The 25,001-nt window shown below is 74.2% G+C and carries 29 protein-coding genes; 11 read left to right on the forward strand and 18 right to left on the reverse strand.

Annotated features, from left to right (window positions below; translation table 11 throughout):
* Positions 1 to 205: 205 nt before the first annotated feature.
* The 3 genes from VK501_RS11920 to VK501_RS11930 all read right to left on the reverse strand — a co-directional run bounded on the left by VK501_RS11920 (position 206) and on the right by VK501_RS11930 (position 4,307).
* Complete coding sequence (locus VK501_RS11920) at positions 206 to 691, reverse strand: GNAT family N-acetyltransferase (protein ID WP_324337639.1); 486 nt, start codon at positions 689 to 691, stop codon at positions 206 to 208.
* A gap of 256 nt (positions 692 to 947) precedes the next feature.
* Positions 948 to 2,663, reverse strand: coding sequence for a sigma-70 family RNA polymerase sigma factor (locus VK501_RS11925; RefSeq protein WP_324337640.1), 1,716 nt, complete (start codon positions 2,661 to 2,663; stop codon positions 948 to 950).
* A gap of 870 nt (positions 2,664 to 3,533) precedes the next feature.
* On the reverse strand, positions 3,534 to 4,307 hold the full coding sequence (locus VK501_RS11930; RefSeq protein ID WP_324337641.1) for a hypothetical protein: 774 nt from the start codon (positions 4,305 to 4,307) through the stop codon (positions 3,534 to 3,536).
* A 232-nt stretch (positions 4,308 to 4,539) separates the two neighbouring features.
* Here VK501_RS11930 and VK501_RS11935 point away from each other — a divergent pair, with 232 nt between their 5' ends.
* Entirely contained in the window at positions 4,540 to 6,402 is a 1,863-nt protein-coding gene (locus tag VK501_RS11935; protein ID WP_324337642.1) for a hypothetical protein, read from the forward strand.
* 147 nt (positions 6,403 to 6,549) lie between these two features.
* Here VK501_RS11935 and VK501_RS11940 read toward each other — a convergent pair whose 3' ends face one another.
* From VK501_RS11940 to VK501_RS11975, 8 genes are all read right to left on the reverse strand, one after another.
* Positions 6,550 to 6,834 carry an HU family DNA-binding protein gene (locus tag VK501_RS11940; protein ID WP_414641173.1) on the reverse strand — a complete coding sequence of 95 codons (285 nt, stop codon included), beginning with the start codon at positions 6,832 to 6,834 and terminating at the stop codon, positions 6,550 to 6,552.
* Positions 6,835 to 6,915: 81 nt separating this feature from the next.
* Positions 6,916 to 7,464: a TetR/AcrR family transcriptional regulator gene (locus VK501_RS11945; RefSeq protein ID WP_324337643.1), complete on the reverse strand. Its 549-nt coding sequence runs from the start codon at positions 7,462 to 7,464 to the stop codon at positions 6,916 to 6,918.
* Between the two features lie 117 nt (positions 7,465 to 7,581).
* On the reverse strand, positions 7,582 to 7,770 hold the full coding sequence (locus VK501_RS11950; protein WP_324337644.1) for a hypothetical protein: 189 nt from the start codon (positions 7,768 to 7,770) through the stop codon (positions 7,582 to 7,584).
* 388 nt (positions 7,771 to 8,158) lie between these two features.
* On the reverse strand, positions 8,159 to 9,013 hold the full coding sequence (locus VK501_RS11955; protein WP_324337645.1) for an alpha/beta hydrolase: 855 nt from the start codon (positions 9,011 to 9,013) through the stop codon (positions 8,159 to 8,161).
* A 142-nt stretch (positions 9,014 to 9,155) separates the two neighbouring features.
* A complete protein-coding gene (locus VK501_RS11960; RefSeq protein ID WP_324337646.1) occupies positions 9,156 to 9,881 on the reverse strand; it encodes a hypothetical protein in 726 nt (241 codons plus the stop codon).
* Positions 9,881 to 10,834 (reverse strand): ABC transporter ATP-binding protein, encoded by a 954-nt coding sequence (locus tag VK501_RS11965; protein ID WP_324337647.1) that lies wholly within the window; start codon positions 10,832 to 10,834, stop codon positions 9,881 to 9,883. The genes VK501_RS11960 and VK501_RS11965 overlap by 1 nt, the downstream gene beginning before the upstream one ends.
* A gap of 64 nt (positions 10,835 to 10,898) precedes the next feature.
* Positions 10,899 to 11,099, reverse strand: a complete 201-nt coding sequence (locus VK501_RS11970; RefSeq protein ID WP_324337648.1) for a hypothetical protein — start codon at positions 11,097 to 11,099, stop codon at positions 10,899 to 10,901.
* A gap of 110 nt (positions 11,100 to 11,209) precedes the next feature.
* Positions 11,210 to 11,851 carry a winged helix-turn-helix domain-containing protein gene (locus tag VK501_RS11975; RefSeq protein WP_324337649.1) on the reverse strand — a complete coding sequence of 214 codons (642 nt, stop codon included), beginning with the start codon at positions 11,849 to 11,851 and terminating at the stop codon, positions 11,210 to 11,212.
* Between the two features lie 158 nt (positions 11,852 to 12,009).
* On the opposite strand from VK501_RS11975, the gene VK501_RS11980 reads away from it, so the two are divergent.
* Positions 12,010 to 12,849: an NAD(P)-dependent oxidoreductase gene (locus VK501_RS11980; RefSeq protein ID WP_324337650.1), complete on the forward strand. Its 840-nt coding sequence runs from the start codon at positions 12,010 to 12,012 to the stop codon at positions 12,847 to 12,849.
* Positions 12,850 to 12,956: 107 nt separating this feature from the next.
* On the opposite strand, the gene VK501_RS11985 is transcribed toward VK501_RS11980, so the two are convergent.
* Both VK501_RS11985 and VK501_RS11990 read right to left on the reverse strand, forming a co-directional pair.
* Positions 12,957 to 13,991, reverse strand: coding sequence for a transglycosylase family protein (locus tag VK501_RS11985; protein ID WP_324337651.1), 1,035 nt, complete (start codon positions 13,989 to 13,991; stop codon positions 12,957 to 12,959).
* 105 nt (positions 13,992 to 14,096) lie between these two features.
* Positions 14,097 to 14,300, reverse strand: a complete 204-nt coding sequence (locus VK501_RS11990) for a hypothetical protein (RefSeq protein WP_324337652.1) — start codon at positions 14,298 to 14,300, stop codon at positions 14,097 to 14,099.
* Between VK501_RS11990 and VK501_RS11995 the strand changes: the two genes are divergently transcribed.
* Positions 14,299 to 14,622, forward strand: a complete 324-nt coding sequence (locus tag VK501_RS11995) for a hypothetical protein (protein WP_324337653.1) — start codon at positions 14,299 to 14,301, stop codon at positions 14,620 to 14,622. The genes VK501_RS11990 and VK501_RS11995 overlap by 2 nt on opposite strands.
* On the opposite strand, the gene VK501_RS12000 is transcribed toward VK501_RS11995, so the two are convergent.
* From VK501_RS12000 to VK501_RS12010, 3 genes are all read right to left on the reverse strand, one after another.
* Positions 14,619 to 14,774 carry a hypothetical protein gene (locus VK501_RS12000; RefSeq protein ID WP_324337654.1) on the reverse strand — a complete coding sequence of 52 codons (156 nt, stop codon included), beginning with the start codon at positions 14,772 to 14,774 and terminating at the stop codon, positions 14,619 to 14,621. The two genes, VK501_RS11995 and VK501_RS12000, sit on opposite strands and share 4 nt — an antisense overlap.
* A 120-nt stretch (positions 14,775 to 14,894) precedes the next feature.
* A complete protein-coding gene (gene mgrA, locus VK501_RS12005) occupies positions 14,895 to 15,923 on the reverse strand; it encodes an L-glyceraldehyde 3-phosphate reductase (RefSeq protein WP_324337655.1) in 1,029 nt (342 codons plus the stop codon).
* Between the two features lie 10 nt (positions 15,924 to 15,933).
* The gene (locus VK501_RS12010) at positions 15,934 to 16,362 is read right to left on the reverse strand and encodes a thioesterase family protein (RefSeq protein ID WP_324337656.1); all 429 of its coding nucleotides are present in this window, start codon (positions 16,360 to 16,362) and stop codon (positions 15,934 to 15,936) included.
* Between the two features lie 12 nt (positions 16,363 to 16,374).
* On the opposite strand from VK501_RS12010, the gene VK501_RS12015 reads away from it, so the two are divergent.
* Genes VK501_RS12015 through VK501_RS12030 form a run of 4 tightly spaced genes read left to right on the forward strand, consistent with a single transcriptional unit; the run spans position 16,375 to position 19,137 of the window.
* Positions 16,375 to 16,866 (forward strand): low molecular weight protein-tyrosine-phosphatase, encoded by a 492-nt coding sequence (locus VK501_RS12015; protein WP_349261004.1) that lies wholly within the window; start codon positions 16,375 to 16,377, stop codon positions 16,864 to 16,866.
* Positions 16,863 to 17,726: a fructosamine kinase family protein gene (locus VK501_RS12020; protein ID WP_324337658.1), complete on the forward strand. Its 864-nt coding sequence runs from the start codon at positions 16,863 to 16,865 to the stop codon at positions 17,724 to 17,726. Before VK501_RS12015 ends, VK501_RS12020 begins: the two co-directional genes overlap by 4 nt.
* Positions 17,727 to 17,765: 39 nt before the next feature.
* Positions 17,766 to 18,227: a type II toxin-antitoxin system RatA family toxin gene (locus VK501_RS12025; RefSeq protein WP_324337659.1), complete on the forward strand. Its 462-nt coding sequence runs from the start codon at positions 17,766 to 17,768 to the stop codon at positions 18,225 to 18,227.
* Between the two features lie 55 nt (positions 18,228 to 18,282).
* Positions 18,283 to 19,137 (forward strand): hypothetical protein, encoded by an 855-nt coding sequence (locus VK501_RS12030; protein ID WP_324337660.1) that lies wholly within the window; start codon positions 18,283 to 18,285, stop codon positions 19,135 to 19,137.
* Positions 19,138 to 19,155: 18 nt separating this feature from the next.
* On the opposite strand, the gene VK501_RS12035 is transcribed toward VK501_RS12030, so the two are convergent.
* A complete protein-coding gene (locus VK501_RS12035) occupies positions 19,156 to 19,716 on the reverse strand; it encodes an RNA polymerase sigma factor (RefSeq protein WP_324337661.1) in 561 nt (186 codons plus the stop codon).
* A 180-nt stretch (positions 19,717 to 19,896) separates the two neighbouring features.
* Between VK501_RS12035 and VK501_RS12040 the strand changes: the two genes are divergently transcribed.
* Positions 19,897 to 20,391: an arsinothricin resistance N-acetyltransferase ArsN1 family A gene (locus VK501_RS12040; RefSeq protein WP_324337702.1), complete on the forward strand. Its 495-nt coding sequence runs from the start codon at positions 19,897 to 19,899 to the stop codon at positions 20,389 to 20,391.
* A 136-nt stretch (positions 20,392 to 20,527) separates the two neighbouring features.
* Here VK501_RS12040 and hemW read toward each other — a convergent pair whose 3' ends face one another.
* Positions 20,528 to 21,736, reverse strand: coding sequence for a radical SAM family heme chaperone HemW (hemW, locus tag VK501_RS12045; RefSeq protein ID WP_324337662.1), 1,209 nt, complete (start codon positions 21,734 to 21,736; stop codon positions 20,528 to 20,530).
* Positions 21,737 to 21,818: 82 nt separating this feature from the next.
* On the opposite strand from hemW, the gene VK501_RS12050 reads away from it, so the two are divergent.
* The 3 genes from VK501_RS12050 to VK501_RS12060 all read left to right on the forward strand — a co-directional run bounded on the left by VK501_RS12050 (position 21,819) and on the right by VK501_RS12060 (position 24,990).
* Positions 21,819 to 22,274 carry a hypothetical protein gene (locus VK501_RS12050; protein ID WP_324337663.1) on the forward strand — a complete coding sequence of 152 codons (456 nt, stop codon included), beginning with the start codon at positions 21,819 to 21,821 and terminating at the stop codon, positions 22,272 to 22,274.
* 2 nt (positions 22,275 to 22,276) lie between these two features.
* Positions 22,277 to 24,289 carry an O-antigen ligase family protein gene (locus VK501_RS12055; RefSeq protein ID WP_324337664.1) on the forward strand — a complete coding sequence of 671 codons (2,013 nt, stop codon included), beginning with the start codon at positions 22,277 to 22,279 and terminating at the stop codon, positions 24,287 to 24,289.
* A 191-nt stretch (positions 24,290 to 24,480) separates the two neighbouring features.
* Entirely contained in the window at positions 24,481 to 24,990 is a 510-nt protein-coding gene (locus VK501_RS12060) for a hypothetical protein (RefSeq protein ID WP_324337665.1), read from the forward strand.
* The last annotated feature ends 11 nt before the right edge of the window (positions 24,991 to 25,001 follow it).

The raw sequence follows: 25,001 nt of genomic DNA on the forward strand, positions 1-25,001 counted from the left end.
CGAGCAGGGGAAGACATCGGGGCACTTCCCGCTTGTTCGTCCTGCGGGCCACGACCGTTGAGTACCGCAAGACGCGCGTGGACGAACATCGAGAGACGCAACCGGCTCTGATTCGCGTCCCCGCTCATCCGGTCCTGTGCACCGCAGCCGCGTCAGCGTTCGAACGCGCTCGCCCGCGGGCTCACGACGCGGCGCCGGAGGTGGGTCAGCCCCCGGGGGCGGGATCGTCCAGGCTCAGGGTCATGTAGGCGCTGTTCGCGCTCGGTTCGTAGTCGCCGAAGGCGGAGCAGGGCGTGAAGCCCGCGCCGGCGTAGAGGGCGCGGGCGGGCGCGAACGCCGGGCCGGCGCCCGTCTCGAGGCTGACCCGCCGGTAGCCCTGCTCGCGGGCCGCCCCGAGGAGGTGATCGACCAGCGCGCGGCCGATCCCGCGGCCTCGCGCCTCCTGCGCCGTGTGCATGGACTTGATCTCCGCGTGCCCGGCGTCGAGCTGCTTGAGGGCGGCGACGCCGAGCAGCTCGCCATCGGCGCGGAAGCTGAAGAACGTCACGGCGGGATCGAGAAGCGCCTCGACGCCGAGCGCGTAGACCTCCTCGGGCCTCGTGTTCGCGTTGGCGTAGGCGAGATGGCGTCCCAGCAGCTCGCGGACGTCGCTCGCGCCTGGATCGTCGGTCACGATGTTGCCGTCAGCCATCCCGCGAAATCTAGCGACCGGTCGACGCGTGCCTGGCGCCCAGCGGTCGGGCGGAGTCCTCGCGCGAGCAAGGTGTAGACCTGTGCTCGCGGCCGGCTCGGGACCGCGCCTGGCGCTTGGCGAATCGGGTGGCCGCGGACCGGTCACCCTCAAGACGGCCGGTCGGGCGGAGGAGCGTCGTGGTCGCCGGACGCGCAACCGGCACGTCGCAGATCACCGGGGAGTCCCTCGTCGAGACCACCACCCCCGACTCGCCCTAGTGTCCTACGGGTGCCGCCGGCGGCTCGATCGGGGTCGTCGTAGCGGGACCCTCCGTCGTGACGCCCGCCGGCGTGTTGTCCGCAGGCGCCGGCGCTCCGGTCGCGGCAGGCTCATCGCTGCTCGGCGTGGCGGCGGCGGGAAGCGTCGACGGGGCCGCACTGCCCGTCGGGTCGGTGGGAGCCGGGCCGGCCGTCGTCACCTGGGGCAGCGCAGCGCCGGTGCTGGTGCCACCGGCGTTGGGGCTCGCGGGCTCGACCGGCGTCGCCCGACTGGGCGTCACCGCCGGCGCCGCGGCCGGGGTGGTGGGCGACGTCTCGGTCGGCGGCTGGCTGACGGCGGGCGTCTGGGTGGCGCCGGCGTCGGGGCCAACGGTGGCCGGGGGCTCGCCGGTCGGCGGCGGCGGCGTCGTACCGGCGGGACTCGGCGTCGCCGGCGCGAACACCGTCGGCGAGGCCGTCGGATCGGGCGCGACGATCGGCAGCGGATCGTGGACCGTGGCCGGCGTGACTCCGCTGCCGGCGACGGCCGGCGCGACCGCGCTCACGGGTGCGGGCGGTCCGAGCAGCGCCTGGACGGCGGGGGAGGGCACGCCCACCGGCGAGGCGACCTGCTGCACGACGGGGACGCTGTCGGTGCGCGGCGGCGCGGACCGGTCGAGGTTGCCCGTCGCCGCGGCGCCTCCGCCCACCACGACGGCAGCGACGGTGAGCAGCTGTGCGACGACGGCGCTCGCGCTCTGCGCACCGAGCGCGGCGGCGATCGTCCCGGCACCACCGGCCGTCGCCACGGTTCCGCTCACGCCTCCCGCCGCGGCTCCGGCGAGGATCGCGCCGCCGCCGGCCGCGCTCCCACCCGCCCCGGCGGCGGCGGTGAGTCCCGCCGCTCCGCCGCCCGCTCCGGCGCACGCCAATCCACCGCCGCCACCGCTCGCCCCGCCGAGGATGGCTGCACCGCCACCGGCCCCCGCGCCGCCGCCCGCGACAGCGGCGCCGCGGCCGGCCGCCGAGCTCAACACGATGGCCTTGAGTCCCGCGGTCGGCAGCACGGGAAGGATGAGCGCGAGGCCGGCTCGCTGCCGGCCCACCTCGGCCTCGAACAGCGCACAGCTCGGACACCGGTCGACGTGCCTGCGCAGCAGGCTCCGGGTCGGCACGTTGCCGGCGAGCGTGGCCAGCAGCGTGCGCATCTCGGTGCAGGGGACCTGGCGCGCGTCTCGCGCCCGCATGAGGCCTTCGCGCGCCTGGAAGACGAGCGCCTTGACCTTCTCTCGGCGCACGTCGAGGACCGTCGCGATCTCGTCGTGTGGCAGGCCACCGAACTCGAACAACACCAATGCGGCGCGCTGGTCGTCGGGAAGGCGCCGCAGGTCCTCCACGAGCTCGCGCAGATCCGACCGGCGCTGCACCTGATCGGCCACTCCCTCGGAAGCGCCCGCGTAGTCCGGCGCACCTTCGAAGCTGATCTCCGTGTGGCGCGCGCGCAGCAGCGACAGGCACCGGTTGCGCGCGATCGTGTAGAGCCACGGCCGGAGCTCGATGCCGCGGTCGCTGGAGCGCAACATGCGGTAGGCCGCACCGAAGCTGTGCTGCAGCGCGTCCTCCGCGTCGTCGCGGTTGGACAGCATGTGATGGCAGAACCCCAGCAGGCCCCGCGCGTAGCGGTCGTAGATCGCCTCGAACGCGGTGTCGTCGCCGTCGCGGACCCGGGCCACGAGGCGGTGGTCGTCAACGCCCAGCCCCGGCCGCCGCACCGCTGGGCGGCGGGGTCGCCAATCCAGCGCAGTCGCCGCCATGAGTCGAGTATGCCCACGCCCGCGAAGTCGGTGGAGAACTTTGTTCGCGGCAGCACCGGCCGGCCTCAGGGCGCCCGCGCGGCGCGCTCCGAGCCCCCGGCGCGACGAGTTCACCCACCCCGCCGAGGGCTGGGGCGAATCCGGATTGGGGATGAGTGATCCGGATCGGGCACGCGTCCCTGCGCCCGAGCGCCGTATTCAGCGTGACGCCCGGTCCGGTCAGCGTCAAGCGCAAGAGGCCACGACGACAGTGGTCCCGGGCCTCCATGCCCGGGACCCTGTCCTCCTCAGCGGTGGTGCGCTGTGGTACATCCCCTACAGCCTTGAACGCCGCAGAGGCTCGAAGGTTGGTGCTGCTTTCGAGGACCGCCGGGAGGAGCGGTCTAGGGTCCCCCGGTCGGCGCGCCGGGGCGCCCTCCGCGGCCGCTGCTCATCTGCCGCAGGGCGCGCAGGTGCGCCTCCTGCGCCCGCTGTGCGCGGCGGACCCGGCGCTGGGCGCGATCGGCGGGACGAGACGGATCGGCCCCGAGGTAGTCAGCGACGCGTGCCAGGTGTCCCGCTTGATCGGCCTTCAAGAGACTGGTCCTTTCTCGCTGTGGGAGGCGCGCAAATGTGCCTCAATTCCACGGTGGCGGTCGAGCACGGGTGCGCCAGCTGACCATTGGGTCAGGTACCGGTCGGGCGGGTGACCAGGTGCATGCCCGAACGGGCTAGCCACGTTCCACACGGGGGCGAGCTGTCTCGCTGCTGCGCCGTCGGGCGGCTACGCGGGCGAGCTGCGGCGAGCACTCACCGATCGCGACCTGCGTCCTGATTGGCGGCGCTCGCGCTCGCGGTCGCGGCCGCGGGCACGGTCGGCGCGCCGGCGACGAGGTCGGCGAAGCGACGCTGCCAGCGGATCGCCCGCGCGTCGGGCGCGAAGCGCGCCTGCGCCCGCGCGAGGCGCTCGCCGGAGTACCGGCGGCGCCCCCACGGCGACGACGGATGGCCGAGGCGCACCGCGCCGAACGCGCCGGCCAGCGGCACGAACAGCCCCACGACGCCGAGCAGGATCCGGCCCTTGATGACGCACGCGAGCGTCAGCCCGAGGACGAGCGCGACGGCGGCGGCGGTCCCGCCGATGGAGGCCGGGTCGTCGAGCCCGAACGGCGTGGTTCCCAGCACCACGAGCGCCGCGAACGCGACGGCGATGACGACGGCGTCAAACGACGCGCGCCCCTCGTGGCTCCAGTAGACGTCCTGCAGGTGCACCCACAGCGCGAACTCGTCCATGGTGAACCCGGCGCCGACCCCGAACGTCACGGCGACGATGTTCCACCACGGCGTCTCCTGCGGCGCGGCGAAGCCCAGGAAGCCGGAGAGCATCATGAGGCAGATGCCGAAGACCAGGTGATGGACGTGGACGCCGCCGGTCTGCACGCCGCCCGGCCACCACGACACGCTCCGGGTCAGCCGTGCGCTGGTGCGGATGAGCAGGAACGCCAGCACGAAGGCCCCGAGCACGAGGAACCCCGCTCCGGTGCCGTGGCCGGCGCGCTCGCCGAACGGGTTGACGTCGAACATCAAGCCGGTCAATCCAGTCACGGGGCAGGGTGTCGTTGGCGAAGCATGCGGTCGTCCTTGGGTTGAGGCCTCGGGCCTGAGGTTAGGCGGCCGCGCTGCACGCGGTCTTCGGCGAACGTGATCGCGGGGAAAGCGTGAACGATGGCCCAGCCGGACGCGGCGGCTGCGGTGCGGGCGTCGCCTGCCCGTTGGCTCTGGTGGCACTCGGCGAAGACGACGACAGTCCCGGCTCGTGCTGCGCCTTTCGCCCGACGCCGAACGTCGCGTCGTCACGCTCGTCCCACCGCTGCTGGTCGGGCTGCTGGCGCTGCCGTTCGTGCTGCGCCAGAACGCGTGGTGGGAGTGGACGACCGCGTTCTGGCTGCTCGAGCGCCAGACCGAGCACGTCTCGGCGCACGGCCTGCCCACGTTCTACCTCCACACCGACTCGGGCACGTTCTACGCCTTCAACGTGTTCTACGCGGGCTTCACCGTCTCAGTCCTCGCCTACCCCGCAGCGGTGCTCGGCGCGTGGCCGGTGTTCGCGACCACCTGCGCCGGCGCACTCGTCGCGGGGTACCTCGGCATCTGGTGGACCGCCCGCAACCTGGGTCTCTCGCGCCGGCTGGCGATCCTGCCCGGGTTGGCGTTCGCGACGACGCCGTACCTCCTGACCGATCTCTACGGTCGGGCGTCGTGGGCCGAGCTGGTCGCCGTGAACGGCACGGCCGTGATGCTCGGGGGGCTCACCGCGCTGCTGTGCCACCCGGAGCGCGGACGGGGCCGTGCCTTGCTCGCGCTCGCCGGCTCCGGGGCGATCGTCGCCGGGACGCACAACCTCACGATGCTCATGACCGCGATCGCGCTGCCGCTCGTGGTCGCGGCGCTCCTGCCGCTCGTGCGCGGCGACGGGGGAGCCGTGGTCGTCGCCAGGCGGCTCGGCCGCGGGGTGGCGGCGATCGCCGTCGGCGTAGGACTGACCGGCGCGTGGCTCGTCCCCAACCTGTGGCTCGGGCCCGACACCTACATCGCCCGTTCCGAGGTCGTCGAGCGACTCATCAGGAGCACGGCCGGCCTCGCGCGGACGTCCAGCGTGCTGTCGCCCTGGCCCACGCCTGCCCCCGGGATGTGGCTCTATTGCCAGCCGCCGGTGTTCGTCATGGCGTGGGCCGTCGTGGCACTGCTGGTCGTCGTCGGCCTGCGGCGGCGCCCCGTGCGCTTCACGGCGTCGGCGGCCGCGCTGCTCGCGCTGGGCGCCGGGTTGTTGGTGCTCATCGTGCACCCGCTGTGGTGGCTGCACCTCCCGCGGGTCCTGCAGGCGGTCCAGAGCCCCGTCCGCGTCATCCCGTACCTGTCCATCGTCGTGGCGATGGCGCTCGTCGTGGTGCTGACCGCCATCGCGCACGGTCCGGCACGGCGGCTCCTCGTCGGCACCCTGCTCATGGCGGTGAGCGCACAGGTCGCGCTCGGGGTCACGATCGCCATCGGCACCCAGGCGAGCTCCTGGACCCCGACCGTGCTGCAGCGCCACGGCGACGTCCGGGCCGACGGGGAGCCGCTGGCCTTCGCTCTGCCGGAGGTCATGCCGTGGGCGCAGTTCCGCACGGTCGGACGGCCGACGGGCGCCAAGGCGGCCAAGGACACCGAGACGGTCGAGGCCGGCGTCCGCAGCCGCACGACCTCGGACGCCGGCACCCTGCGGGGACGCGGTGCCGTGGGGGATCATCGCGAGACGTCGATCGTGTGGTCGCCGCTCGTGCGCGTCGCCGGCGACGCCCGCATCACGGGTCGCACCAGCAACGGCACCGCGGTCGTCACGCTCACCCACACCGACGGCGCCGGCCGCTGGAGCGCGACGGCCCGCCCGCGCTGCACCTTGACCTGCCTGAACGCGCTGAGCGGCGACGCTCCATGGCCGCTGCTCGCCGGGCGCCTGCTCACGCTGCTCAGCGCCGGCGTGCTCATGGCGGCGGCCGCGATGGAGATCCGTCGCCGCCGGCGCGGGCGCGGGCGCGCACCGACCGTCCCGACCAGGCCGGAGATCGAGCGCCCGGTCCACCGCCGCGACCCGGCCGCGGAGCGTCCTGAACCGGCGGTGCGGCTGCACGCCGAATAGGCGCGGCGTCATGAGCACCTACCTCCACGTCACGGGCCCGGCGGCCGGCCCGAAGGCGCGACGGCCGGCTGAGCGCGACCAACAGATCCTGCCACCGGCGGGGCTCCCGCGGACCTGGCGGAGCGCCAGGTCCGCAGGCAGGGCGAACTAGCCCTTGACCGCGCCCTTGAACGCCGAAGCCGCCGAGAACTTCGGGGCCTTGGAGGCGGCGATGTCGATCGTCTCGCCGGTCTGCGGGTTGCGACCCTGGCGGGCCGAGCGCTCGGTGACCGAGAACTTGCCGAAACCGGCGATCGCAACCTCGTCGCCAGCAGCCACCCGGGCCGCCAGGATCTCGAAGGTGGACTCGACGGCGCGCTTGGCGTCAGCAGCGCTCAGGTCGCTCTTCTCGGCGACCAGGCCGGCGAGATCGGTCTTGGTGATGTTGGCCATCTGGGATTCCTCCTGTCGTCCGCGCCGATATGGCGCGATGCGGCATGGTGCCCAACGCACCGGTCGGCATGCGTTGCGGTGTCAGTCGGCGGGCGTTCCCAGCAGCGGTCTCAGGGCCTCCAGACCGCGCTCCCAGAGCTCGTCGACGCCCGGTCCGGGAGGAAATCGGGCGTTCAGCTCGAGCATCGTCATCCCGTGCGCGAAGGCCCAGATCACCCGTGCTGAAGCCAAATCTCCGCCCGTCAGGACCCGTATGGGGTCGCCGGCGCGCCGCTCAGCTGCACCGACTTCCGGTGCGTCTCGGTCCAGGCCGCGCGCGTTGATCAGCCGATAGACGTGCGGATGGGCCAGCGCCCACGTCCTCCATGCCTGCGCGATGGCCGTCAGCGGGTCCGCGGCGCCCTCCATGGCCGCCGTCATCGCGCGTCCCTGCTCGTCCATGCCCGCCGCCACGATGGCGTTCTCGAGGGCCCGCTTGTCGGCCACGTGCTCGTACAGCGAGGGCGCGCGGATGCCGATCTCGGCCGCGACGTTGCGCATCGAGAGCGCCTCGGGACCCTGCTCCTCGAGCAGCCGGCGGGCGGCGGCCACGATCTGGGCGAACCGGGAGGGAGGGAGCTCGTCGCCCATCGCGCCGACGATCATCTCAGCGGCCGGATCGCGGCGTACGCGGGCCTGGACGCATCGTTCCAGGCGCTGATGCCCGGACTGTCGGATCTCGGCCGAAACGGCCGCCGGGAACCGCACTCACACACGCCCGGTGTCGCGCCGGAAGGCGCGCGCCGCCAGGGCCGTGAGCAGCACGCTCCAAGCCGCCACGACGAGCCAGCCGGTCACGCTCCAGGCGCGCCCGCCGAGCGCCACGCGGTTGGCCTGCACGAGCCAGTAGGAGGGCAGGCCCTGCGCGACGGCGTGGACGAACCCGCCGTCGCTCAACGGGAACCAACGCGTTGATCACCAACAACCCGAGCGACATGAAGGCCTCGGTGCAGCTGACGCCGTTCGTGCCGCGCGGCGTGGTCCGTCGGCAATGAGAGGGAGGTGGGCGGGCGCGCGGGCGCCCCGTGTCCTCCGCGGGCGCGAGCGGTCCGAGACCGATGGCGATTGGGGGTCGGTATGCGACCCCCAGGCGCCATCGGTCGCCCAGGCCGGAGGCGAACGGCACCTGGACGTTGACATCCAACGTCTAGGTGCCGCGCGCGCCGAGGTCGCACGCGCGCCCGCGGCAGAACGACAACGCCCGCACGCACCTCGCCGTCATCGCCGACGGACCACGCCGCGCGGCACGACGAGCGCCCGCGCTGCGCGCCGCTGGCTTTGGCCGCTACGCCGTCGCCGACACCGGCGGCGGCGCCGCGCTCGCCGCCGCGCGCGACGCGAAGTCGCCGATCGTCGTCGCGATGAGGCCCGGGTCGTCCCACATCGGCGTGTGGCCGACGCCGGGCATCAGGCAGAACTCGACGCCCGGGATCTGCTCGCGCAGACGCGGGGAGTGCACGGGCAGCGGCAGGATCCGGTCCTTGCCGCCCCACGTGACGAGCACGGGGACGTCGATGCGGTCGAGGTCGTGCAGCGCGGCGTCACCGTTGCGCAGGACGGTGTAGACGTCCTCGACGATGTCGCAGCGCATCGACGAGCGGGCGAGCGCCAGCGCCTCGGCGGGTGGCACGTGGTGGCCGCGGGTCATGACGTCGCGCAGTGCCAGGCGGCGCAGGCCGGGGCGCGCCATCACGCGCGGCAGCAGCTTCAGCGACGCCTTCGTCGTCTTCTGCATCCGCGAGAAGACCTTGATGATCTGCTGAGCGGCGGCGGCGTCGCCGGGGCGCAGGCCGCCGGCGGGGGAGATCCCGACGACGCTGCGCGCGCGGCCGCGCTTGGCGAGCTCCAGCGCCAGCGCGCCGCCCAGCGAGTTGCCGGCGAGGTGCGCGGTGCTCACGCCCAGCTCGTCGAGGTGCCGCTCGAGGTAGTCGGCCGCCTCGGCGACGGAGTACGGCGCCCGGCGCGAGGGCAGGTCGGTGCCGCCGTCATGGCCGTGCAGCGTCGGGGCGATCACCTCGAAGCGCGGGACGAGCTCGGCGAGCACCGGCAGCCAGCAGCGCCACGTCGCGGTGAACCCGTGGATGAGGACGAGCGGCTCGCCCTCGCCGGCGCGGTACAGGGCAGGGGAGATCTCGGGCATCGTCGGCGGATCGTACGCGTTCAGTGGACTGCGCGCGCGACCGGCGCCAGGGGTGCCGTAGGCGGCGAGCGAGGCCGCGGCCCACGGCGGCCAGCCGTCGCCGCCGGAGGTGGGTCCCCAGTCGCGATAGCGACACAGTCTCCTAGTACTCGGCCCGTTGCACGCGGAGCGCCGCCACCGCGAGCAGCGCCGCGATCCACGCCACGAGCACCACGACGGCGGTGCCGAGCGACAGCACGTCGCCGTGCTCGCGGCCGATGACGATCCGCGCCGCCTCGGAGAACAGCAGGTCGCCGAAGGTGTGGGAGACCTTGTCCTGGATCAGTGCGGCGATCTGGCTGCCGAGCAGGTTGACCAGCAGCGCCACGGTGATCGCGACCGTGCTCGACTTCAGGAACGTGCCGATCGTCAGGCTCAGCAGCCCGTACGCCGTGCCCGCGACCCAGACGCCGTAGAAGAGGTCGATCCAGCCGCCGCCGCCCTGCGGGCCCGGCGGCGGCGCGACGGCGGCGGCGAGCAGGACCGTCGCCATCGCCGGCAGCGAGACGACGACGATCGCGATGGCCAGCGCGGGCGCGCGGATCAGCGCCAGCTTCGGACGCGGCACGCCGGTCAGGACGAGGTACCGCATCGTCCCGTGGTCGACGTCCCAGCTGCCCGCCACGGCGCCGAGCACGATCGCCGAGATCGCGACCGACACCTGCAGCAGCGCGGCGCCGTCGCGCAGGGCGGCGTCGCCGGTGGCGCTGCTGGACGTCAGCGCCCAGATCACCACGCCGACGCCGAAGAGCAGGTTGAAGACGATGCTGCCGAAGATCGAGCCCCGGCGCCCGAGGATCCGGCGCAGCTCGGCGCGCAGCAGCGCCATCAGCTCGCCTCCTCGGGCGGCGCGATGGCGCCGCCCGCGCCCGCGGTGATCTGCAGGAACCGCTCCTCGAGCGACTCGCGCACGGGGCGCAGCTCGAGCACCGGCAGGCCCGCGTCGTACAGCGCGCGCCCGGCGGCGGCCAGCAGCTCGTCGCCGATCCGCTCGACCTCGACGTCCAGGCGACCCTGCTCGCCGATGGCGACCGCGCGGACGCCTGGGACGGCCCGCAGCAGCGCGACCGCGCGCTCCGGCTCGACCGTGCGCACCACGATCGCCTGGCGTCCGCCCGAGACGAGCTCGTCGACCGTGCCGAACGCGACCATCCGGCCCTGCTGGATGATCGCCACGTGGTCGGCCATCTTCTGGACCTCGTCGAGGATGTGCGACGAGACGAAGACGCTGCGGCCCTCGTCGACCAGCGAGCGGATGAGGTCGCGGAACTCGACCAGGCCCGCGGGATCGAGGCCGTTGGTCGGCTCGTCGAGGACGAGCAGCTCGGGGTCGTTGAGCAACGCCCGCGCGACCCCGAGGCGCTGGCGCATGCCCAGGGAGTACTTCTTGACGGCGTCGCCGGCGCGGTCGGTCAGCCCGACGCGGTCCAGCGCCGCCGGGATCCGCCGGCGCGCCGCCGCGTCGAAGTGCGCCGCGAAGACCTCGAGGTTCGCCCGGCCCGAGAGGTAGGGGTAGAACCGCGGCTCCTCGACGATGCCGCCGACGCGCGAGAGCGCCTCGCTGGTGCGGCCCGGCACCGGGAGGCCGCGCACCTCGATGCGGCCGGCGGTCGGGCGGGCGAGCCCGAGCATCATCCGGATGAGCGTCGTCTTGCCGCAGCCGTTGGGTCCCAGCCACGCGAAGCAGCTGCCCGCCGGGACCTCGACGGAGACGTCGTCCACCGCGGCGACACGGCCGAACCGCTTCGTGACGCCGTCGAGCGTGATGACCGGTGGCGGCACGGACGTCAGGTTCCCGTCCGGCGCGGACGGACGAGCAGGCGCGTGCCGCCACCGGCGGTGCAGGTCAGGCCGCCGCCGGCCCGTGCTCCCCGAAGGGGTCGGCGATGACGTCGCGGAAGCGCGGATCGTCCCGCAGCGCCTCGATGAACTGCTGGCCCAAGGAGGTCAGCGAGAGGTCGTCGCCCTCGGTGACCGGATTGGGCTCGAAGTCGGGGGCGCCGCGCCGGAAGCGGGCACCGCAGCGATCGTCACGTCGTGAGGCCATGTCTCTTAGGACACACTTGCGGCGTCCGTGTGACGGTTCCGTCAGGTTGCCGACCGCAACCTGGACCCCCGATCGGGGGGGCAGGTGACAGTGGGCGATTCGACGTTCCGTCAACTCCCGTTCCGCCGCCGCGGCGCGCGCGGCTTCTGGGTCGGCTCCGGACGGCCCGCACTGGTATCCGGGGCACCGACGGCGTCGAACAGCATCGCCACGAGGGCGGTGTCGGCCGGCTCGCCGGCCTTGCCGCCGTTGAGGCGCTTCGTGGCGGCCTCCTGGATCTTCTGGGCGTCGTCGACCAGCTTGGCGACGGCCTTGGAGAGCTGCTCGACGCCCTTGGGGTCGAGCGCCAGGCGCAGGCGCTCCATGCGCGCGTGCTCGCGGTCGAACCCGCCGACGCCGGCGGCGCGGCCGGCCACCTCGAGCGTCTGCTGCAGCTCGGCGCCGATGACCGCCTGCTTGGCGACCACCGACACGCTCTCCCACGCGTCGCCGCCGCTCTTGGGACGCGGCTTGGCCCGGTAGTGGTGCTCGATGGCGCCGCGGCGCGGCGTCTCGCGTACGAGCTCGAGCAGGCCGAGGTCGTTGAGCTGGCGCACGTGGTACGAGATCGTGCCGAGCGTGGCATCGAGCACTTGGCTGAGCTCGACGGGGCTTGCGGGCTGCTCCTCCAGGATCCCGAGGATCCGGACGCGAAGGGGATGGGACAGCGCTTTGACGTACCGCTGGTCGTCGACGCTTTTGATCGGGGGCATGGGTTCCTCGGCGGTCTGGGAATGTTGCCGCGTGCATCATCGCTCAGAACCGTGAACCGTGCGGCCATCGACGTCCGAGCAACGGTCCGAATGGGTGGGGCTTCTGCCGAAATGGCGGGCGATGCCTAGGCGTGCGGCGTCTGGCGTCCCCGCATAGGATGCACGGCGTGTCCCGAACGCTCACTGGAAAGACCCTGTTCATCTCCGGCGCCAGCCGTGGCATCGGCCTGGCCATCGCCGTCCGCGCAGCGCGCGACGGGGCGAACGTGGCGCTCGTCGCCAAGACCGCTGAGCCGCATCCCAAGCTGGAGGGGACCGTCTACACCGCGGCCGAGGCGATCGAGGCCGCCGGCGGCCGCGCGCTGCCGATCGTCGGCGACATCCGCGACGACCAGCAGGTCACCGACGCCGTCGCGCAGGCCGTAGAGGAGTTCGGCGGGATCGACGTGTGCATCAACAACGCCAGCGCGATCAACCTGTCCGGCACCGAGGCCATGGACATGAAGCGCTACGACCTGATGCAGCGGATCAACACGCGCGGCACCTACGTGGTGAGCAAGGCGTGCATCCCGCACCTCAAGCAGTCCGAGAACGGCCACGTGCTCACGCTGTCGCCGCCCATCAGCCTCGACCCGAAGTGGCTCGGCGGGCACATCGGCTACACGCTCGCCAAGTACGGCATGAGCCTCTGCACGCTCGGCATGGCCGAGGAGTTCAAGGCCGACGGCGTCGCGTTCAACTCGCTGTGGCCCAAGACGCTCGTGGCGACCGCCGCGGTCCAGAACCTCCTCGGCGGCGACGCCGCGATGGCGAAGTCGCGCAAGCCGGAGATCGTCGCCGACGCGGCCTACGTGATCCTCACGCGCGACAGCCGCCAGTACACGGCGAACCTCGCGCTGGTTGAGGACGTGCTCGCCGAGGAGGGCGTGACGGACCTCAGCGCCTACTCCTACGGCGGCGACGACGCCGAGTTGCAGGCCGACCTCTTCGTCGACTGAGACCCGTCGCGCCGGCCAGGCCGGACGGAGTCCGACCTGCGGCGCGTCGCATGCTCGGCGGAGTCCGCGGTGGGCACGAACACGACGAGAGGCCGGTGGTGGGCCGGTCAGATCACGCCGACGAGCGCCGCGCAGACCCAGTTCGACGCGCCCGCGCCGCCGTTCCACAGCGCTGCGGCGCGGCGGTCCTGCTCGGCCTTGGAGGCCTGGTAGGCGTTGGGCGTCGAGCCGCCCAGGCCCTTCCAGGTCGCCGGCATCATCTGGTAGTAGCCCGAGGCGCCGGCGCTGTTGGGCGGCAGGTTCTGGCCGCCGGACTCGCACTGCACGATCGCCCACGGGATCGCCCACGGGCCGCCGGGACCGGCGGTGTCGCGCGCGGCGCGGGCGCGCCGGGCCAGGAGGCGCGACAGCGTGCGCTGGGCGGCGCGGCGGTCGGCGCGCGTGGCGTGCAGGGCGGCGATCCGCGCAGCGTGGGCCTCGGCGACGGCCGCGCGGCGCTGCTGGGCCGCGGCCTCCATGCCGGACAGCGCGTCGCGCTCTCGCTGGACCTCGGCGGTCGCGGCGCGGCGGCGTGCCTCGAGGTCGGCGAGCACCTTCGCCTCGTGGCCGGCGTCGCGGCGCGCGGCCCGCACCACGGACACGATCTCGGTGTCGGTCTCCTCGACACGCTGCAGGAACTCCATGCGCTCGAGCAGGTCGGCGAAGCCGTGGGCGTCGAGCACGACCGAGACGAGGTCGGGCTTGGTGCCCATGTAGCGCTGGCGCAGCAGCGCCTGCAGCTGCGCACGTGACTGGGCCAGGCGCCCGCGCAGGCGCTGCAGCCGCCGGCGCTCGGTCGTCAGGCGGACCTGCGTGGCGGCGAGGCGCGCCTGCGAGGAGCTCAGCTGGGCCTGGGCGTCGCCGAGCCGGCGCTCGATGATCGCGACCTCGCGGGTGCTCTGGCGCTCGAGCCGCGCGAGGTGGGCGGCGGCGGATTCCAGCGCGCGCTCGCGCGTCTTGCCCGCGTCGATGCTCGACCGCAGCTTGCCCTCGTCGGCGCCGCGCGCCTCGCGGGGGACCAGCGTCCACGCCGCGGCGAGGCCGACCGCGAGCAGGGCGGCGAGCGTGGCGAGGCCACGGGTTCCGAGAGGGCGGCAGGACATGCGGTACGGCGGCGGCGCGGGGGCGCCGCGGCGTCACCGTAGCGGCGTGAACCCTTGCGACGTGCAGGCGTTCTTGCATCGGCGCAGTCGCCGACGATCGACCGGTCAGGTCCGCGACGGCGGCTGCGGCGCTGCGCTCGCAGCCGCTCGGCCTGCGGCGACGACCTCGTCGGGCTCCTGGACGGCCCAGCCGTGCTGGGGCTCCAGCAGCGGGTAGCCGACCTCGGTCGCTCCCGCCTCGGCGCCGTCGGCGTCGAAGGCGCCGGCCTTGGCGTGAACGGATCGGTGACGGGCTACCGTGACGGCCATGCGCTCGATCCCCACGTGGCCTGTCGCCGCCGGCTCGCTGGCGCTCGGCTTCGCCGTCGCGCAGGCGACCGGCGTCCGCCCGCTCGGTGGCGTCGTGCTCCTCGCCGGCGCGGGCTGGTGCGCCCTACGGTGGCGCGAGAAGGTCGGCACCGGCCGCGCGGCAGGCCTCGTGGGGCTCTACCTCGCGGCCTTCGCCGGGTCCCACGTGCTGGCGCACGCCATCGGGGCCTGGCCGTCCGTGGCCGTCGTCACCGCCGTCGTCGCTGCCGGCAGCTACGCAGTCGCCGACGCCGCGCCGGCGCGGCGCGTCGTCAGCGCCTAGCGGGACGCCTGCGCCCGAGCGCCGGCGCCAGCAATCCCCGAGCTGCGCGGCGGAAGGGTCAGCAGGCTGGCCTGTACGAGCTGGACCTGACGGCGATGCTCGTCGAGCTCCCGGGCCAGGATGGCCTGGATGGCGGCGGCGTGCGACTGCATGGGCCGACCCTTCCAGCTGCCCGGGCGACCGGCGACGGGGGAGACCCCCGGCCGTGGGTACGGCGGGCCGCACCCCGACATCTCGGGGGGTGCGACCCCCTGATGAGTGTCCCGCTGCGCCTACGCCGCGCTCGACGACGCCCAGATGTTGATCCCGGCGTCGACGGCGTGCTCGTCGATGGTCTTGAGCTCCTCGTCGGAGAAGTCGAGGTTGTCCAGCGCCGCGAGGTTCTCGTCGAGCTGCTTGACGCTCGACGCGCCGATCAGCGCGGAGGTCACGCGCTCGTCGCGCAGCGTCCAGGCGATCGCCATCTGCGCCAGCGACTGCCCGCGCTCGCGCGCCAGGTCGTTGAGCGCGGTGATGTGCGTCAGCGCCTCGGGCGTGAGCATGTCCTGCGTGAAGGACTGGTCCTGTGCGGCGCGCGAGTCGCTCGGGATCGCTCCGCCGAGGTACTTGTCGGTCAGCATGCCCTGGGCCAGCGGCGAGAACGCGATGCAGCCGATGCCTTCGCGCTCCAGCACGTCGAGGAGGTCCTCCTCGACCCAGCGGTTCAGCAGCGAGTACGACGGCTGGTGGATGACCACCGGCGTGCCGAGGTCGCGGAGGATCTGCGCGGCCTCCTCGGTGCGGTGGCCCGAGTAGGACGAGATGCCGACGTACAGCGCCTTGCCCTGACGCACCGCGGTGTCCAGCGCGCCCATCGTCTCGTGCAGCGGCGTGTCGGGGTCGAAGCGGTGCGAGTAGAAGACGTCGACGTAGTCGAGGCCCATGCGCTGCAGGCTCTGGTCGAGGCTCGACAGCAGGTACTTGCGCGAGCCCCACTCGCCGTAGGGGCCGGGCCACATGTCGTAGCCCGCCTTGGTCGAGATGACGAGCTCGTCGCGGTAGGGCTTGAAGTCGGTCGCCAGCAGGCGGCCGAAGTTCTCCTCGGCCGAGCCGGGCGGCGGGCCGTAGTTGTTGGCCAGGTCGAAGTGGATGACGCCGCGGTCGAAGGCGCGGCGGGCGATCGCGCGCTGGTCGTCGAGCGCGCGGTCGTGGCCGAAGTTGTGCCAGAGGCCGAGCGAGATCGCCGGCAGCAGCAGGCCGCTGCGACCCGAGCGGCGGTAGGGAGTGGACGCGTAACGATCGTCGGCGGGCACGTAGGGCATGCCCGACAATCTACGAGGAGGGGCGCGGCACCACGTCGGGTGCGAGCGCCTTGCGCACCGCGTCGGGCCATGGCGTCTTCGTGTAGGCCTTGGTCTCCACGCACACGTGCCGCAGGGAGCCGGTCGCGATCGTCGTGGCGTCGCGGCGGATCGTGAAGCGGCTGGTGAGCGACGAGGCCGTCGGCTCGTCGAAGACGACCTCGATCTCCAGCACGTCGTCGTAGCGCGCGGGCGCGAGGTGGCGGACGTTGGACTCGGCCACGACGAAGTCGACGTCGTGCTCGGTCATGAGCTCCTGGTAGCTCAGCCCGGTGGCCGCGCGCAGCGCCTCGGTGTGGGCCAGGTCGAACCACGTCAGGTAGTGGCCGTTGAAGACGTGGCCCTGCATGTCGCACTCGACGTAGCGGACGCGCAGGGCGGTGATGAGCGGTGTCGGCACGGCCGCGCGATCATATGTGGCGTGCGCCTGCTCTTCGTCTGCATGGGAAACATCTGCCGCTCGCCGACCGCGGAGGCCGTGATGCGCGACCTCGTCGCCCGCGAGGGACTCGACGGAGCCGTCGAGATCGACAGCGCCGGGACCGGCGCCTGGCACGTCGGCCAGCCGCCCGATCGGCGCTCGACGGCCGCCGCGAAGGCGCGCGGGATCGTGATGGAGGGCGCGGCCCGGCAGGTCACCGGCGCCGACTTCGAGGCCTATGACCTGCTCCTGGCCGCCGACGAGCAGAACGCCGCGGCGCTGCGCGCGGCCGCGCCCGACGACGACGCCGCCTCGCGGGTGCGGCTGCTGCGCGAGTACGACCCCGCGGCCGTCGCGGCGAAGGACCTCGAGGTGCCCGACCCCTACTACGGCGGCGCGGACGGGTTCGACGACGTCATCGACATGGTCGATGCCGCCTGCCGCGGCCTCCTGGACCGGCTGCGGGCGGACGGCCGCGTGTGAGGGAGGCGCTCGCCGCGGCGCTGGGCGACGAGGTCGTGGCGCTGGTGGCGGTCGCCGGCGGCGACCTCAACGACGCGTTCCGCGCCGAGCTCGCCGGCGGCGCCCGCGCGTTCGTCAAGACGGCGCGCGACGCCGCGCCCGGCGCCTACGCCGCCGAGGCGGCCGGCCTGCGCTGGCTGGCCGAGCCGGGCGCGCTGGCCGTGCCCGCGGTGCTGGCGGTCGACGAGCGCTTCCTGGCGCTCGAGTGGGTCGAGGCGGACGGGACGCGCCTGGACGAGGCGGCGCTCGGGCGCGGGCTGGCGCAGATCCACCGCGCCGGCGCGCCCGCGCCCGGGACGCTCCCGCCCGGCGTCGCCGGCTCCGCGCTGATCCTCGGCCCGCTCACGCTGCCCAACGACCCCGCGCCGAGCTGGCCGGCGTTCTACGCCGCCAACCGCCTGCTGCCGCTGGCGCGGATGGCGGCCGACCGCGGCGCGCTGGACGCCGGCGGCGTTCGGGCCGTCGAGTCGGTCGCGGCGCGCATCGACGCCCTCGCCGGACCCGACGAGCCCGTCGCGCGGCTGCACGGCGACCTCTGGAGCGGCAACGTCCACACGGGCGCGGGCGGCCGGCCGTGGCTCATCGATCCGGCGGCCTACGGCGGCCACCGCGAGGTGGACCTGGCCATGCTGTCGCTCTTCCGCGGGCGGGCGGGCTCCGGCTCCGCCTTCGGCGAGGCCTACGACGAGGTCTGGCCGCGCGCCGGCGGGCACGCCGAGCGGACCGCGCTCTGGCAGCTCTTCCCGCTGCTCGTCCACGCCGTGCTCTTCGGCGGCGGCTACGGCGCGTCCGCCGCCCGCGCTGCGCAGCGCTACGGCTGACCGCTGCACCGGTTCGTGGTGCTGGGGTACGGTCCGCGGATGGGCAAGATCATCGGAGAGCGCACGGTCGAGATCGATGCGCCGGTACAGCGCGTCTTCGACATCGCGTCGGACATCGAAGGCGCCCCTGCGTGGCAGGGCTCGCTGAAGGACGTCGAGGTGCTGGAGCGGGACGCCGAGGGCCGCGCAACGCTCGTCGACGCGGTCAACGACGCGAAGGTCAAGACCGTCAAGAACAAGCTCAGCTTCACCTACGAGGCGCCGGGCGCGATCCGCTGGCGCCAGGAGAAGGGCGACGTCAAGGCGCTCGACGGCTCGTGGACGCTCGAGGACCTCGGCGGCGACCGCACGCGCGCGACCTACGCGCTGGAGGTCGATCCGGGGCGGATGCTCGGCCTGCTGATCCGCGGCCCGGTCGAGGGCCAGGTGCGCGACTTCCTGCTCGGCAACGCCGCCGACGGGCTGAAGCGCACGGCCGAGCAGGACAGCCGAGGGTCCTGACGGCGGGACGAGGGCGGCGGGCCGAGGCACCCGCGTTCGCTAGCGTCGGGGGCCGATGGCCTCGCAGGGAGACCCGACGCAGCCGCGCGCGTACGCGCAGCCGCCACCGCCGCCACCGCCGCCCCCGGCGCCTCCCCGGGAGGCCGGGATCGACCTCCAGACGCTGCTCCTGAGCGCCGTGGCATCGGCCGCGGCCGCGTACGTCACGTCCAAGATCTGGGCGCCCGGCACGCTGTACTCGGCGGCGATGTCGCCGGTGATCGTCGCGCTGGTCAAGGAGGCTCTGCGCAAGCCGGCCGAGGTCGTGACCACCGTGGTGCCGTCCGTCGTCGCGCGTCCGCTGCGGACCGGCGCGACGGCGCGGGCGAGCGCCGGCACGACGCCGGCGTCGCCCCCGCCGTCCACGTCCCCGCCGGTCCACGAGCCCGTGCCCGACGACCTTCCCGAGCGGCTGGAGGCGGGCGCGCCGCCGCCGTTCCCGCCGCCCCAGACCGGCGCCGAGGCCGGCCCGGTCCGGATGTACTCCACGCGCGGCCGGCGGTTGCGGTGGCGCCTGGCCGTCGTCACGGGCCTGCTCGGCTTCGCGATCTGCGTCGTGCTCTACACCGTGCCCGAGATCATCGCGGGCAAGTCGGTCGGCCGCTCCGGCCACGCGACGACGTTCTTCCCCGGCAAGGCCAAGCACAACTCGAGCTCGACCACGACCACGACGACGACCACCGGCACGACGACGACCACCACGACCGAGCCGAAGACCACGACCCAGCCGGCGCAGACGGTCACCCAGACGGTCACGACGCCCGCGGCGCCGCCGGCCACCGCGACCACGACCACGCCCGCCGCACCGGCGCCGAATCAGGCGACGGTCACGACGCCGCCGGAGGTCCCTCCGGCGGCCACGACGCCCTAGATCCGGCGCCGGCGGAGCTCACGCCACCAGTGCGGTCAGGTTGCGGCGCGCCCGGTGCACGAGCTGGACGGTCGCGTTCTCGGTCAGGTCGAAGTGGACGGCGAGCTCGTCGTAGCCGCGGCCGTCGATCGCGCGCAGGGCGAGCGCCTCGCGCTGGCGCGGCGGCAGCTCGGCGATCCCGCGGCGCTCGTTGCGCGCGGCGAGATCGCAGGAGTCGGCGCCGCCCGCCGCGACGGGCTCCTCGGGCAGCTCGCCGCACCGGCGCGACGCGCGGTCCAGCTCGGAGAGGCAGGCGTTGCGGACGCAGCGAAACAGCCACGGGCGCAGCTCGACGGTGCGGCGGCGGCCGAGGAGGGCGATCTGCGTGCTGGTCAGCGCGTCGTGCACGGCGTCCTCGGCGAGCGTGGCGTCGACGTAGCGGCGGGCGTAGCGGCGCAGGGCCGGAGCGTGGCGGCGGTAGATCGCGTCCAGCGCCGAGCGGTCGCCGTCGGCGAGCCGCTGCGCGAGCGCCGCGTCGCTCATCGCGTCGAGGCGGACGGGGGCGGCGAAGGAGGGTGAGGCGAGCTGGACGCGTGGCATGCGGCGAACCTAGGTGCGGCCTGCCGCCGGATCAGTGTCACTGTGGTCTCACGGGCGGTATCCGCATGGTGGCCGCACCGTCGGAGGTGCGGGCAGCCGCACCGGAAGTCCGTGTGACCCGAGCGGTTCTGGACGCCGCGTAGAATCCAGCCCCTGTCGTCACCGCCGTCCACCGTCACGATCCGCCGCGCCAACCCGGGCGACGCCGAGCGCGTGGCCGCGATCTACAACGAGGGAATCGCCGAGCGCGAGGCGACGTTCGAGACCCGGCCGCGCAGCAAGGCCGAGGTCGCCGGGTGGACGGTCGGCCCGCTGCCCGTGCTGGTGGCCGAGGTCGACGGGCGCGTGGTGGGCTTCGGCAAGATCGGCTCCTATTCCGAGCGGGCGGTCTACGCGGGCATCGGCGAGCACGGCGTGTACGTCGCGGGCCAGGCGCGCCGGCACGGGGTCGGCCGGGCGCTGCTCGGCGCCCTCGCCGAGGCCGGCGCGCACGCGGGCCTTTACAAGCTGACGTCGCGGATCTTCTCCACCAACACGGCCAGCATCGCACTGCACGAGACGGCGGGCTTCACGATCGTCGGCGTCCAGCGCCACCACGGCCAGCTCGACGGCGTGTGGCGCGACTGCGTGCTGGTCGAGCGGCTGCTCGGCGAGGCGGCCGGCGCCGACACATGAGCGTGGGTCCCTGACGCTGGGGAACCTGGCGCTCTGGGCCAGCGTTCCCTACGCCGGTGGGTCGCCAACGCTCCGCGGGTTTCGCCCTCTGGGCGAACACCCGCAAGGGAACCTGGCCCTCTGGGCCAGCGTTCCCCTACGCCGCCAGCTGCAGCGTCACGTGATCGGCCAGCAGCCGGCCCCGCAGCGTGAGCACCGCCCGCCCGTGGACCAGCGGGCCCGGCTCGATCAGGCCGTCGGCGGCCGCCTGCGCCGCCGCCGCGCGTGCGCGCGCGGGAAGGCGGTCGAGCTCCAGCCCCTCGGCCAGGCGCACCGCCAGCATCACGTGCTCCAGGCGCGCGGCGTCCGCATCGGGGGTCTCGCGTCCCGCGGCGGGAGAGCGCCCCTCGGCCAGCGCCGCCGTCCAGCGCGTCGGGTGCAGCGCGTTCCACCAGCGCACGCCGCCGACGTGGCTGTGGGCGCCCGGCCCGGCGCCCCACCAGTCGCCGCCGCGCCAGTAGCCGAGGTTGTGGCGGCACTGCGCCGCGGGGTCGCGCGCCCAGTTGGCCATCTCGTACCACTCCAGGCCCGCGCCGCCGAGGCGGTCGGCGGCGACCTCGTAGCGCCCGGCGAGCACGTCGTCGTCGGGCGCGGGCAGCTCGCCTCGACGCACCTGCGCGGCCAGGCGCGTCCCGGGCTCGACGATCAAGGCATAGGCACTGACATGGTCGGGCTCGGCCTCGAGCGCCGCGTCAAGCGACCGGTCCCAGTCCTCGGCGCGCTCGCCCGGCGTGCCGTAGATGAGGTCGACGCTGACGTGCTCGAAGCCCGCCGCCCGCGCCTCGTGCGCCGCGGCGATCGCCCGCCCGGGCGTGTGGTGGCGCTCCAGCACGTCGAGCACGTGTGGCGCGGCGCTCTGCATGCCCAGCGAGATCCGGGTGAAGCCCGCCTCGCGCAACACGGCGAGCGCGGCCGGGTCGACCGACTCGGGGTTGGCCTCGCTGGTGATCTCGGCGTCGGCCGTCAGCCCCACGTGCTCGCGGATCGCGTCGAGCAGCCGCGCGAGGTCGGCCGCGGGCAGCAGCGTCGGCGTGCCGCCACCGACGAATACCGTCTCGGCCGGCGGCGTCGCCTCGCCCAGCACGCGGCGCGCCAGCGCCAGCTCGGCCGTCACGGCCTTCACGTAGCCCAGGGGCGAGGCGCCCGCGCCCGGGATGTAGGTGTTGTAGTCGCAGTACCCGCAGATGCTCGCGCAGTAGGGCACATGCACGTACACGCCGAACGGCCGCGTGCCGAGGCCGTCGAGGGCCGCCGCCGGCAGCGTGCCGTCGGCGGGCGGGCGTTCGCCGTCTGGGAGCCGAGCCATACGGCCCCAGACGTTAGGGCGTTCGGGGGCCGGCTCGTCGCCGGTCGGTTCCGTGGGTTCGACCGCTAAGGTCGCTGACCGTATGCGTGCCCGAGCGGCTCTCCTGCTCGCCCTCCTCCTCGTCACTGCGGCCGCCGGCTGCGGGTCCAAGCAGGACAACGGTGACTACGTGAAGGCCCTCAACCACGCCCAGACCGGGCTCGCCGAGCGGTTCCGCGCCCTGCAGTCGCGCATCACGCCGACGAGCAGCGCCAAGCAGGACCAGAAGACGCTGACCGCTTACGAGGGCGCGGTGCGCACGGCCGTCGCCGACCTGAAGGCCGTCGATCCGCCCAGCGGGTTCGCCGCGCTGCACGGGCGCTTCATCGCCCAGGTCGCCGGCTACGGCACCGCGCTGCGCACCGCCCGCGGCCAGTTGGGTGGCGACGACCCGCAGGCGATCCTCGCGGCGCAGGGGCGCCTGCGGACGGCGGTCGCGCGCACCGGCACGCAGCTCGACGCGACCATCCAGGCGATCAACCAGAAGCTCAAGGGGTAGGCATGGCCGCCCGGCTGCGCGCCGCACCGGTCACGGTGCCGGTTCTCCTCGCGGTCGCCATCTTCCTCGCGTGGGTCCCGTTCGACGGCGGGCAGCCGATCACGCGGTGGGCACCCGGGATGGTCGCGGTGCTGGCGCTGCTCGGCCTCGCGGTCGCCGCCGTGCCGGGGCGCGGGGCGGAGGTGCCGGCGCCGGTGAAGATCGCCACGCTGCTGCTGACGGCGTTCACCGCATGGAGCTTCCTGTCGATCGCGTGGGCCGACGACCAGGGCGCTGCGCTCGAGGGCGCCGACCGCACCCTGCTCTACCTCGCCGTCTTCGCGCTGTTCGCGCTGTGGCCGCAGCGGCCCGACACGGCCGCGGTCGTGCTCGGCGCCTGGACGCTCGGGATGATCGTCTTCGCGACGATCACGCTCGTGCGCGTGGGGACGGTCGCCGATCCCGGGCGGCTCTTCCTCGAGGGCCGCCTCATCTGGCCGGCCGGCTACGCCAACGCGGCCGCCGCGCTGTGGCTCATGCCACTGTGGCCGGCGATCACGCTGGCGGCCTCGGTGCGCGTGCCGTGGCCGGTTCGCGGCCTGCTCGCGGCGGGCGCCGTCGTCCTGCTCGACGTCGCGCTGCTGAGCCAGAGCCGGGGATCGGTCCTCGCGATGCCGATCTGCGCGGTGCTGTTCGTGGCGTTCGTGCCGGGCCGGCTGCGGCACGTCGCCGTGCTCGTGCCGATCGCGCTGGCGGCGGGCGCCGCCGTGCCGGCGATCCTGGACGTGGGCGACGTGATCGGCGGCACCGACGCGGGCCGGATCGCCGGCGCGACCCATGCGGCGCTGCGCACGGGCCTGCTGGCCGCGGTGCTGGCGGGCGTCGTGGTCGCGGCCGCCGCGGCGCTGGAGCGCCGGCGCCCGCTGGCGCCCGCCACCGCCCGAGCGCTCCGGCGGGGGTGGGCGATCGCGGTCGTCGCCGGCGCCGTCGTGCTGGGGATCGGCGGGCTGGTGGTCGCCGGCGGACCGGTGCAGCCGCTCAAGGACGGGTGGCATTCCTTCAAGGGCGGCTACGAGGACAACAACGCGTCGAACAACCGCCTCGTCGGAGGGCTCGGGTCCAACCGCTACGACTTCTACAGGGTGTCGCTGGACGTCTTCCGCGACCATCCGATCACCGGCGTCGGGGCCGACAACTTCTTCGAGGACTACCTCGTGCGGGGCGACAGCCCCGAGACGCCGGCCTACCCGCACAACCTCGCGCTGCGCACGCTGGCCCAGACCGGGCTGGTGGGGGCGCTGCTGCTCCTCGGCGCGCTCGCCTTCGCGGTGCTGGCCGCTGCTCGGGCCATGCGCCGGCCGGACCCGCTGGCCGTGGCGGTCGCCGGGGGCGCGACGATCGGCTTCGCGTACTGGGTCGTGCACGGCATGACCGACTGGTTCTGGGAGTGGGCCGGGCTCGGCGCGCCCGCGTTCGCGCTGCTGGGCCTGGCCTGCGCGCTGGCGCCTCGGCGGGAGCCCGCCGCGGCGCCGGCGAGGGTCGGCGCCCGCCGCGTTCCGGCACGAGTCGCCGCGCCGGTCGCCGTCGCGCTGCTGCTCGGCGCGCTCGCCGTCGCGGGCCCGTGGCTGGCCGAGCGCGACGTGGAGCGCGCGGGCGCCATCTTCGCGACCCGGCCGTTCGAGTCCTACGCCCGTCTGGACCGCGCCGCCGACCTCGACCCGTTCTCCGACCGCCCGGCGCTCGTCGCCGGCTCGATCGCGCTGCGCTACGGCGATCTGGAGCGGGCGCGCGCCGCGTTCACGCGTGCGCTGGAGCGCAACCCGCGAGGCCAGTACGCGACGCTCGAGCTCGGGGCCATCGCGTCGGTCCAGGGTGATCGGAGCGCGGGAGCCCTCCTGGACCGCGCCGTGGCCCTCGCGCCCCGCGACGCCACCGCACGCGAGGCGCGTCACGTGGTGCGCCAGGGCGGGGTGGTCGACATCACCGCGCTGAACCGGCGGATCCTCAGCGCGGGCCAGCGCTTCTCAGCCCCTTGAGCGTTCCCGATCAGATCCTGTGCCTGTGCAAAAGTCAGGGCTTTGGTGCTACGTTCGACTCCCCGGGTAGGCCGTTCGGGGGATGGTCAGCAGGACGACAGGCGGATGCGATCAGGTTGGAGCAGGAATTGGCACGGATTGCCCTCGTACACCGCGGCGGCTGCCTAGGCAGGCTCGCTCGGTCCAGGTTGATGGCTCGACTCGTGATGCTCATGTGCGGCGCCGTGATGCTGCTCCCCGCCAGCAGTCACGCCGCCGATCCGCTGCTGAGCGGCTACGGCGGCCCGGGCGGCGGTGAGCAGGTCGTGCTCGGCTCGACGACGGTCGGTGGAGGCGGCTCGTCCTCGGCAGCGGGTGACAGCGACGCCTCCGACCAGAGCCTGGCGGCGCCGACGGCCCAGCCTTCGGCAGCGGCCCCGGCGACCCGGACCTCCGCGAAGACGCCGGCGCACCGCTCGTCGAGCTCGGCGGCCCCGGGCAAGGGAAGCACCTCGTCCGATCGCCCGGCGGCGCCCGGCGCACCGATCGCGCGCGCCTACCCGTCGCGCGCGAGTGACGCCGGCGGGCTGCCGCTCTCGGGCGGCGACGTGCCGCTGGGCCTCCTCGGGCTGGCCGCGCTCGCCGGGACCGCCGTCGGCCTGCGGCGGCTGTCGGTCGGGGCCGACGACGATGCCGCGAGTCCTCAAGTGTCGGCACCTTGACGCCGACATCC

Origin of the sequence: Baekduia sp., assembly GCF_035318805.1 — a bacterium.
Classification (GTDB): Bacteria; Actinomycetota; Thermoleophilia; order Solirubrobacterales; family Solirubrobacteraceae; genus Baekduia.